This window comes from Longimicrobiaceae bacterium (genome assembly GCA_035936415.1).
Classification (GTDB): Bacteria; Gemmatimonadota; Gemmatimonadetes; order Longimicrobiales; family Longimicrobiaceae; genus JAFAYN01.
In genome coordinates, this window is sequence record DASYWD010000217.1 from 18557 (window position 1) to 28663 (window position 10107).

A 10107-nucleotide genomic window follows, 5' to 3' on the forward strand; every position below is an offset into this window, starting at 1 on the left:
GGGGAGGGTCGTGGAAGGGATGCCGCAGGGAAGCGATCTCCCATGGGAACATACATCCCACGCCACGCGCCGCAACGCTCCCGCGGCCGCTTGCACGCGCGGAGGGGGCTCGCCACTTTGGGAGCACCCGCAGGAAGGGCGCACCCCCCACCACGGAGGACGCATGGCGGTCATCACCATCGCGCGGCAGCTCGGCGCCGGGGGCGGAGCGGTGGCCACCCGCGTGGCGGAGGCCATGGGGTGGCGGCTGCTGGACCGCGCGCTGGTGGAGCGGATCGCGGCGGAGCTGGAGGTGGCGCCCGAGCAGGTGGAGCACTGCGACGAGCGGGTGGAGAGCTTCGTGGAGCGGCTGGGGATGTACCTCTCGGAGGGCTTCCCGGAAGTGCTCCCCGCCCAGGTCGCGCCCCCCATGTCGCCGGAGCTGGCGGCGCGCGCCGCGCGGCGGATCGTGGCGGCGGCGGCGGAGGAGGGGCCGGCGGTGGTCGTGGGCCACGGCGCGCAGTGCATCCTCCAGCAGCACCCCCGCTCGCTGCACGTGCTGCTGCATGCACCGTTCGCGGTGCGGGCCGAGCGGGCCCGGGACCGCTACGGCGTAGGGCGGGACGAAGCGGCGGAGCGCATCCGCCGCTCCGACGCGGACCGGCGCCGGTACGTGCGCGAGCACTTCGGGCGGGACTGGCTGGACCCCACCCTGTACGGCCTGTGCGTGGACACCGGGATGCTGGGGGTGGACGGCGCCGCCGAGCTGGTGGAGCAGGCAGCGCGGCGGGCGTTCGGCGCGGAGGCGGAGGCGTAGTGGAGAGGCGGGGCGAGGCTCAACCGGAACGGAACGGAATGCGGGAAGGGAACGGACGGGTCCGGCTGGGCCACATCGTCTACAGCAACTGCTTCCCCGTGCACGCGGGGCTGATCGATCAGGGGCCTCCCGAGTGGCTGCGGATCGAGGAGGGCGTCCCCTCGCGGCTGAACGCCCTCCTGGAGTGCGGCCGGATCGACGTGGCGCCCTGCTCCAGCATCGAGTACGCGCGCCACGCCGACCGCTACCGGGTCCTCCCGGAGCTGGTCATCGGCTCGCGCGGCCCGGTGCGCAGCATCCTCCTCCTGGCGGACCGCCACCCCTCCGAGCTGGACGGGCGCACGGTGGCGATGCCCACCGCCTCCGCCACCTCGGTGGTGCTCCTCAAGGTGCTGCTGCGCGTCCGCTGGGGGGTCGCCCCCCGGTTCACCTGGTTCGACCAGGCGGCGGAGGACCCGTTCGCGGGCGGCGCGGACGGCGCGCTCTTCATCGGCGACGTGGCGCTCCGCCCCGGACTGTACCCGGAGCGGCGCTTCCGCTTCGACCTGGGGACGGAGTGGTGGGAGGAGACGGGACTCCCCTTCGCCTTCGCGGTGTGGCAGGCGGGGAGCGGGCCGGACGGCGGCGAGGGGATCCGCCGCCTGCACGCCGCCCTGCTGGAGTCGCGCGCCTACGGCCACGAGCACCGCGCCGACCTGGCGTGCCGCTACGCGGAACACTTCGGCTTCGACCCCGCCATGCTGGACGACTACTGGGCCGGCCTCTCCTACGAGCTGGACGCGCCCATGCTGGAAGGGCTGCGCACCTTCTACCGCCTGGCCGCCGAGATCAGCGAGCTGCCGGAGGCGCCGGAGCTGCGCTGGACGGAGTAGCTCCCCGAGCTGGTGGAGTGACCGATCCTCCGGAGCGTCGTCCTCCCCCGTGAACAGCCGGCGTCCCCCGCGGAGTCCGGCGGGGCCGTGCGGACGGGAGCGCTCCCGCGGGCAAGCCCCTGCATCGCTTCCGCTTGCATTCCCCGGCGAACACGGCACCCCTTCTGCTCTTCGCTCCCGCGCCACGCAGGACCGATCCCAAGTCGCCGCGCAGCCCGCGCGGCGATCCACTCCACGCTCGGAGAACGTAGATGAAGCCCACCCACAGGTGGCTGTCCGCAGCCGCGTGCGCCGCCCTGGTCGCCCTCGGCTCGGCCTCCTCCGCCGCCGCGCAGGAGGCGCCGCCACCGCAGTACCGGAACGTCCTTTCGGCCAACCCGCTCGGCCTGCTGTTCGAGTACTACAACGCCGAGTACGAGCGCATCCTGACCCCGAGCACCACGTTCGGCCTGGCCGGATCGTACATCACGCTCTTCGACGAGGCGGACTACTTCTCCCTGGACGGCAAATACCGCTACTACCCGCAGGCGCAGGCGTTCGCCGGCTTCGCCATCGGCGGGACGCTGGGCTACGCGCAGGTCTCCGAGAACGACGTGCTGGGCAACGTCGGGAGCGAGTCGGTGTCCGCGTTCAGCCTGGGGGTCGAGATCGATTACAACTGGCTGGTGGGGAGCAGCCGCCGGTTCTACATCGGGACGGGGATCGGCGCCAAGCGCCTCTTCGGGGGCGACGTGGATTCCGACACCCCCGTCGTGCTCCCCACGATCCGCCTGGTCAACATCGGGTTCGCCTTCTGAGCATCCAGGCAGTACAGTCGGGCACCCGTTCCCGGGCCGACCAGAGCCCCTGCGCCCTCCCTACCGGAGAACTCCACATGAAGCCCATCACCCGGTGGCTGTCCGCCACCGCGTTCGCCGCCGTCCTGGGTCTGGCCCCGGCTCCCGAGGCCCGTGCCCAGGTGGTCCGGGAGCCCACCACCTACCGCCAGGCCATCTCGGCGAACCCGCTGGGGCTACTGGTCGACTGGTTCAACGCGGAGTACGAGCGGGTGCTCACCTCCGAATCCACGGCGGGGATCGGGGGGTCGTACCTGACGCTCGACGACGAGGACAACGCGACCAGCGACCGGGGAATCAACCTGGACGTCTTCTGGCGCTACTACCCCCAGGGGCAGCCGCTGGAGCGCTTCGCCTTCGGCGTCAAGGGAGGGATCACGGAAGTGGGCGGCAAGGTGTACCCGGGCTTCGGGTTCGACGCCAACTACAGCTGGCTGATGGGGAAGCGGGACAACTTCTACGTGGGGACGGGGTTCGGCCTCAAGCGGCTCCTCGGGTACGAGCGCGACGACGAGAACGAGTTCGTCCCCACGATCCGCCTGGTCAACATCGGCTTCGCGTTCTGACGGCCGTCTACCGACGCAGCAGAGGGGGCGGATCCACAGCGGATCCGCCCCCTCTGCTTTGCCCTGCCCGCGTGCCGGTCAGAACACCTTCAGGTCGATGTACCGCCGCGGGTTCGCCTTGATGTCCGCCATGAGCGAGTCGGCGTTGGCCGCCGTCCGGCTCGCCCGCTCCGCGGCCTGGTTCAGGTTGTTGTACAGTGTCTCGTCCGCCGACAGCTTCCCCAGCGTCCCCTCCCCCCGCTCCATCCGCCCGAGCACCGTCTCCAGCGAGGCGGTGGAGCGGTTCAGCGAGGCGGTGCTCCGGTCGAGCTGCAGGGTGATGGAGTCCATCCGCGCCACGGCGCGCGCCAGCTCCGGCCGCGTGGTGGCCGACTCCACCCCCTCCGCCGAGCGGCGCAGGCTGGCGGAGAGGAGCGCGATCTCCCGGCGCTGCTCCGTGGCCAGCGCGGCCAGCGAGGTGAGCATCGCCTGCAGCTCCTGCGCGCTGCTCCCCACCGCCTGGATGGTGGCGGGGGCCAGGAGCGCCTCGGTGCGGCCGAGCACGGTGTCCGCGCGCACGGCCACGCCGGTGGCCACGTCGAACACCCCGCCCGCCGTGGAGCCCGGGAGCACGGCGCCGTCCTCCACCGCGTCGTCGGAGCGCCCGGGGACGACCTCCACGATCATCCCGCCCAGGAGGCCGCCGGACTTGAGCGAGATGCGCGAGTCCGCCGGGACGGGGTACTCCCGCTCCATCTCCATGTTGATCACCACCCCCTGGTCGGTGATGGCGAAGCCGCGGACGCGGCCCACGTTCACGCCGCGCATCTGCACGGGGTCGCCCTTGCGCAGGCCGCCGGCGTCGCGGACGCTGGTGACGATGTCGTAGCGGCCCCGGAACGTCCCCGGGTCGGTCAGCATCATGAGCGCGACGACGACCGCCACGATCCCCAGGAGGAAGAAGACGCCGATCTGGACTTCACGTTGCGAGGAGCGCATGGGCACGGTCGGAGAGGGGTCGCTTCCGCCGCCCGGCTTCGGGGCAGCGGGCGGCGACCCGGTGCGGGCCTGCTGAATCATACCACCTCCAGGAGCTCTTCGGTCGGGACCTCCCGGTGCAGGAAGGCGCGGACCAGGATGTCGTCGCTGGCGCGGAACTCGTCGGGGGTGCCGACGAAGCGGATCGTGCCGCGGTCGAGCATCGCCACGCGGTCGGCGATGGGGAGCACCCCGTCGATGTCGTGCGTCACGATGATGGAGGTCACCCCCATCTCCTCGGCGAGCTGGGCGATGAGGCGGTGCACCACCGTCCCGTTCACCGGGTCGAGCCCCGTCACCGGCTCGTCGTACAGCAGGATCTCCGGGCGGCCGATGATGGCCCGGGCCAGCCCCACCCGCTTCCGCATTCCGCCGGAGAGCTCGGAGGGGAGCTTGGTGAGCACGGCGCGGGGCTCCAGGTTCACGTGCTCCAGCGCCTCGCCCACCCGGCGCAGCAGCTCGGCGCGCGGCAGCGCCTTCAGCTCCGCCTCCGGGATCCCCTGCGACACGTTCTCCAGCACGTTCATGGAGTCGAAGAGCGCCGCGTTCTGGAACACGTAGCCCACCTTGCGGCGGATCCGCTCCAGCTGCTTCCCCCGCGCGCGGAACACCGACTCCCCGTCGATCCGCACGTCGCCCCGGTCCGGGGTGATCAGCCCGATCGTGGTCTTGAGGAGCACGCTCTTCCCCGTCCCCGAGTGCCCCACCACGGCGATGGTCTCCCCCTGCGGGATCGCCAGGTCCACCCCGGCGAGCACGGGCGCGTCGAAGGTCTTGTACAGCTGCTCGTATTCAACCATCCCTCAGCCTCCTTTATCTCTCACCCGGCCCCTACTGGAGGAGGAGCGGCGGGAACAGCGCGTCCACGAAGAGCACCGCCAGGAGCATGAACACCACCGACGAGGTGGTGGCGCGGCCCACGCCCTCGGCGCCGCCGCGCGTGGTCAGCCCCATGTGGGTGGCGATCAGGGGGATCACCAGCCCGAAGACCGTCCCCTTCGCCAGCGAGTAGAACATGTCCCAGTTGTGCCAGAAGAGCTGCGCACCGTACATGAAGCTCTCGGGGGAGAGCCCCAGCGCCGCGCGCGCGGCCACCATCCCGGCCAGGATCCCCACCGTGTTGGCGATGGCCACCAGTACGGGGAACGACACCGCGCCGGCGATCACCCGCGGCGCCGCCAGGACCCGCACCGGGTCGCGCCCCAGCGAGTGCAGCGCGTCGATCTGCTCGGAGACCTGCATGGTCCCCAGCTCGGCCGTGATCCGCGCCCCCACCCGGCCGATCAGCACCACCGCGGTGAGCACCGGGCCCAGCTCCAGCACCACGCTGGAGACCACCACGCTTCCCAGGATGTAGAGCGGGACGGAGCCGGTGAACTGGTAGCCGCCCTGCTGCGAGGTGACGACGCCCGCCAGGGTGGAGGTCACCAGCACGATGGGGAGGCTCTGGATCCCCATCCAGTAGACGTGCCGCAGGATCTCCCGCAGCGACACCTTCCCGGTGAAGGTCAGGCTGAGGATCCCCCAGGCCAGCAGCGCGATCTCCCCGGCGTTGCGCGCGACGTTCTCGCCGCTGCGCCCCAGCTTCGCCAGGAAGCGCCCCGCGGGCCCGACCGGGGAAAGGCTCCGCCGCGGGCGTGGGCCTCCCTCCAGCCCCTCCGTGATTCTCGATTGCGCTTGCATCCCGCTCCATCCAAAAGAACCGCCGGGTCCCTCCCGGCGCGGATCCGGCCCTCCGTACACCGCACCTGCCACCAGGCTCCGCTGGAGGCCGGCGCGGCCTCACCTCCTCAGTCGGCCGGCTCGAAGACCGGCTCCAGCTCGCGGCGCGGCTCGGCAGGCGGCGTGTGCGTGTGCACGTGCGCGTGCGCCGGCTTCCCCCCGCCGCGGCGGAACACCCGCCGCAGGATCCAGTCGCGCCACTCGCTCAGGATCTCGTACATGGTGGGGATCACGAGCAGCGTCAGGAAGGTGGAGGTGATCACCCCGCCGATCACCGCCCGACCCAGCGGCGCGCGGAAGTCCGCGCCCTCGCCGGTCCCCAGCGCCACCGGGAGCATCCCCGCCACCAGCGCGAAGGTGGTCATCAGGATGGGGCGGAGGCGGATGCGCCCCGCCTCGACGAGCGCCTCCCGGAGCGGCATCCCCGCCTCGTGCGACCACTTGGCGAAGTCGATCAGGAGGATCGCGTTCTTGGCGACCAGCCCCATCAGCAGGATCACGCCGATCATGCTCATGATGTTCAGCGTGGAGCCCGTGAGCAGCAGCGCCAGCATCACCCCGATCAGCGACAGCGGGAGCGAGAGCATGATCGCCAGCGGGTCCAGGAAGCTCCCGAACTGCACCACCAGCACGAAGTACATCAGCATGATCGCCAGCGCCAGGGCGGCCAGGATCTCCCCGAACACCTCGGCCTGGTCCTCCGTCTCGCCGCCCTGCGAGACGGTGTAGCCCGCGGGGACCGGCACGCTCTCCAGCCGCTTCGTGATGTCCGCCACCACCTCGTTGAGCGGGCGCCCCTGCGTGTTGGCCTGCACGTTGATCACGCGCTCCCGGTCCAGCCGGTTGATCTGGGCGGGGCCCAGGCTCTGCTCCACCCGCGCCACCTGCCCCAGCGGCACCGTCACCGGGCCGCGCGGCCCCATGACGGTGAGCGGGAGCGTTTCCAGGTCGGAGACGCGCTCGCGCGACTCCGGGGCCAGGCGCACCGTCACGTCGCGGGTCTCCCCCTGCGGGTCGATCCAGTCACCCACGTCGATCCCGGCGAAGGCCGGCCGGAGCGCCTGCGCCACCTGCCCCGCCGTGACCCCCAGGCTCCCGGCCAGGCCGCGGTCCAGGACCACGTCCAGCTCCGGCTTCTGCCCCTTGGTGCTGAGCCCCACGTCCACCGCCCCGGGCACCTGCAGGACCTCGGCCTGCACCTGCTCCGCCAGACGGTTCAGCGTCTCCACGTCCGGGCCGCGCAGCCGGATCTGGATCTGCTTCTGCCCGCCGAAGCCCCCGGACACCACCCCCACGGTGGCGCCGCCGATCCCGGCGAGCTGCTCGCGGACCCGCGCCTGCAGCACGGCCTGCTTCACGTCGCGCTCCGCCTTGGGGACCAGCCGCACGTACACGTTGGCCTCGTCCACGGAGCCGCTCTGCCCCCCGACGGTGCTGTAGGTGTACGCCACCTCCGGGTGCGACCGGGCCAGCGCCGCCGCCTCCTCCGCCTTGAGGCGGGTGTAGGCCAGGTTGGACCCCGGAGGGGTCTCCACGCTGAGGTTGAACTCGGAGACGTCCTGCTCGGGGAAGAACTCCCCGCCCAGCTTCCCGAACGGCGGCACCGCCGTGGAGGCGGCGCCCATGAGTGGGACCGCGAGCACCAGGAGCGCGAAGTTCGCGAGCCCGTGCGAGCGGGAGCGGAGGAGCGCCCATGCCAGCGCCCCGAGGAGAAGCGCCCCCACCAGTCCCGGGACGGCGGCCGGGACGCTCTCGGCACCGGAGCTGGCGATCCGCGTCGCGCCACCGCCCAGCATCGCCAGCGCGGCGAACGCGCAGAGGAGGGTGACGACCACCACCAGCTGACCCGGACGAAGGAGGAGCGACGCGGCCACCGCCGCGGCCACCACCGCGGCCACCGCGCCGAAGCCCGAGATCCCCGTCTGCGGCAGAGCCAGCGCGCCGAGGAACGACCCCAGGGCGATCAGCACCATCGGGGTGCGGTGGTCCAGCGCCCAGCCGATCACCCGCTTGTACCCCTCGGCCTGGCGGTCGAACCAGCGGTTGAAGCCGTCCAGCCAGCGGGTCAGCCGGCTCTTCTCGTGCTCCTCCAGCTCCGGGTCCGCCCAGTAGGCGGAGAGCATGGGGTCCAGCGAGAAGGAGACGAAGAGCGACACCAGCACCGAGCAGGCGATGGTGAGCGCCAGCGGCTTGAACCACTGCCCCGCCATCCCGCTCATGAAGGCGATGGGGATGAACACCACCACGATGGAGAAGGTGGTGGCCGCCACCGCCAGCCCGATCTCCGCCGTCCCCTCGCGGGCGGCGGTGAAGTGGTCCTTCCCCATCTCCACGTGGCGCACGATGTTCTCGCGGACCACGATGGCGTCGTCGATCAGGATCCCGATGGCGAGCGACAGGCCCAGGAGCGACATGGTGTTCAGCGTGAAGCCGAACGCCCACACCGCCATGAAGCTGGCGAGGACCGACACCGGGAGCGCCAGGCCGGTGATGACCGTGGAGCGCCAGGAGTTCAGGAAGAGGAACACCACCAGCACCGTGAGGATGGCGCCCTCGAGCAGCGTCTTCTTCACGTTGGAGACGGAGCTCTCCACCCGCTCCCCGGCGTTCTGCACGACCCGGAACTCCACCCCTTCCGGGAGCTGCTCCTGGATCTGCTCCACCCGCGCCAGGACCTGCTCCGACACCGAGGTGGTGCTGTAGCCCTGCGCCTTGGTGATGTCGACGCCCACGGCCTCGCGGCCGTTGAACTGCGCCAGGGAGCGCTGCTCCTGGGTGCCGTCGCGGACCGCGGCCACCTCGCCCAGCCGGACGATGCGCCCGCCCTGCTGCGCTACCACGAGCTGCGCGAACTCGTCCGGCGTGCCCAGGCGCCCGCGGAGGCGGATGGTGCGCTCGTCCAGGCTCCCCTCCAGGCGCCCCACGGGGACCGCGAGGTTCTGCGCCTGCAGCGCCTGCACCACCTGCCCCACGCTGATCCCGGCGGCCTGCAGCGCCTGCGGGCGGAGCTCCACCACCAGCTCGCGCTCCAATCCGCCGACCACCTTCACCTCCGCGACCCCCTGGATCCCGCGCAGCTCGCGCGTGATCCCCGGGTCCACCAGCCGCGTCAGCTCCGCCGCGCCCAGCCGCTCCGAGGTGAGCGACAGCGACACGATGGGGAAGTCGTTCGGGTCGAACCGCGTCAGGATCGGCTCCTTCATCTCCGGCGGCAGCTCGCCGCGGATCTGGGAGATCTGGTCGCGGATGTCCTGCGTGGCCTGCTGGACGTCCTTCTCGAAGTCGAACTCGGCGATGATGATGCCGAAGCCGTCCAGCGACTCCGAGTTGATGCGGTCGATCCCGCTGATGGCGGAGATCGCCTCCTCGATCGGCTCCACCACCTCGCGCTCCACCACGTCGGGCGAGGCGCCAGGGTAGGGGATGGCGACGGAGACGATCGGCGGGTTCACCTCGGGGAACTCGTCCGTGTCCAGCTTCACGAGCGCGAACGCCCCGAACACCACCAGCGCCACCATCGTGACGATGGTGATGATCGGCCGGCGGATCGCGAAATCGGAGATCCACATGGGCCGGCTCCTCCTAGCGGCCCTGCGCCGGGGCGGGCGCCGCGCGCCCGATCCGGACCTGCGTTCCCGGCGTGGTCCCGACGGCGGCGCCCACCAGGATGGTGTCCCCCGCGGCCAGCCCCGAGACGACCTCCACCTGCTCCGTCTCGGAGTCGGTGGCGCCCACCCGCACCGCCGCCGCCTCCGCACGGCCGCCGCGGAGGCGCAGCACCACGGGGGTGCCCGCCTGCTCGACCACCGCGCCGGCCGGCACCAGGAGCGCCTGCCGCTCCTCGGAAGCGACGCGCCCCTGGGCGAAGAGCCCGGCCACCAGGGCCCCGTCCGCGTTGGGGATGGAGACGAAGACCGGGACCTGACCCGTGGCCGGGTCGGCCGCGGGGTTGATGCGCTCCACCCGCCCCGTGAAGGTACGGCCCGGGTACCCGCTCACGGTAAAGCGGACCGGCGCGCCCACGCGCACCTGCCCGAGCTGCGCCGCGGGGACGGCGGCCTCCAGCCGCATGCTCCCGGGGTCCACGATCGTGAAGAGCGCCGCGCCGGGGGCGACCACGTCGCCCGCGTTCACCGGCCGGTCGCTCACCACCCCGGAGATGGGGGCGCGGACGACGGCCTTGGCCGCCTGCTCCTGCGTCTGGGTGAGCCGGGCGCGGGCGTCGGCGAGCTGCGACTGCGCCAGGTTCTGCGCGTTGCGCGCCTGCTCCAGGTCGCGCTCGGCGATGGCCCCGGCGC

General features: G+C 72.1%; 9 protein-coding genes. 4 read left to right on the top strand and 5 right to left on the bottom strand.

Annotated features, from left to right (window positions below; genetic code table 11):
* The first annotated feature begins 163 nt into the window (after positions 1-163).
* The 4 genes from VGR37_08670 (at position 164) to VGR37_08685 (ending at position 3070) form a co-directional block, all read left to right on the top strand.
* The gene (locus VGR37_08670) at positions 164-796 is read left to right on the top strand and encodes a cytidylate kinase-like family protein (GenBank protein ID HEV2147463.1); all 633 of its coding nucleotides are present in this window, start codon (positions 164-166) and stop codon (positions 794-796) included.
* Between the two features lie 38 nt (positions 797-834).
* A complete protein-coding gene (locus tag VGR37_08675; GenBank protein HEV2147464.1) occupies positions 835-1668 on the top strand; it encodes a menaquinone biosynthesis protein in 834 nt (277 codons plus the stop codon).
* Positions 1669-1919: 251 nt separating this feature from the next.
* Entirely contained in the window at positions 1920-2465 is a 546-nt protein-coding gene (locus VGR37_08680; GenBank protein ID HEV2147465.1) for a hypothetical protein, read from the top strand.
* Between the two features lie 77 nt (positions 2466-2542).
* Positions 2543-3070: a hypothetical protein gene (locus VGR37_08685; protein HEV2147466.1), complete on the top strand. Its 528-nt coding sequence runs from the start codon at positions 2543-2545 to the stop codon at positions 3068-3070.
* 78 nt (positions 3071-3148) lie between these two features.
* Here VGR37_08685 and VGR37_08690 read toward each other — a convergent pair whose 3' ends face one another.
* The 5 genes from VGR37_08690 to VGR37_08710 form a co-directional block, all read right to left on the bottom strand.
* On the bottom strand, positions 3149-4048 hold the full coding sequence (locus VGR37_08690) for an MlaD family protein (GenBank protein HEV2147467.1): 900 nt from the start codon (positions 4046-4048) through the stop codon (positions 3149-3151).
* Between the two features lie 77 nt (positions 4049-4125).
* On the bottom strand, positions 4126-4887 hold the full coding sequence (locus tag VGR37_08695; protein ID HEV2147468.1) for an ATP-binding cassette domain-containing protein: 762 nt from the start codon (positions 4885-4887) through the stop codon (positions 4126-4128).
* 31 nt (positions 4888-4918) lie between these two features.
* Entirely contained in the window at positions 4919-5770 is an 852-nt protein-coding gene (locus VGR37_08700) for an ABC transporter permease (protein ID HEV2147469.1), read from the bottom strand.
* Between the two features lie 107 nt (positions 5771-5877).
* On the bottom strand, positions 5878-9378 hold the full coding sequence (locus VGR37_08705; GenBank protein ID HEV2147470.1) for an efflux RND transporter permease subunit: 3501 nt from the start codon (positions 9376-9378) through the stop codon (positions 5878-5880).
* Between the two features lie 13 nt (positions 9379-9391).
* A partial coding sequence (locus tag VGR37_08710) for an efflux RND transporter periplasmic adaptor subunit (protein ID HEV2147471.1) occupies positions 9392-10107 on the bottom strand: 716 nt, incomplete at its 5' end.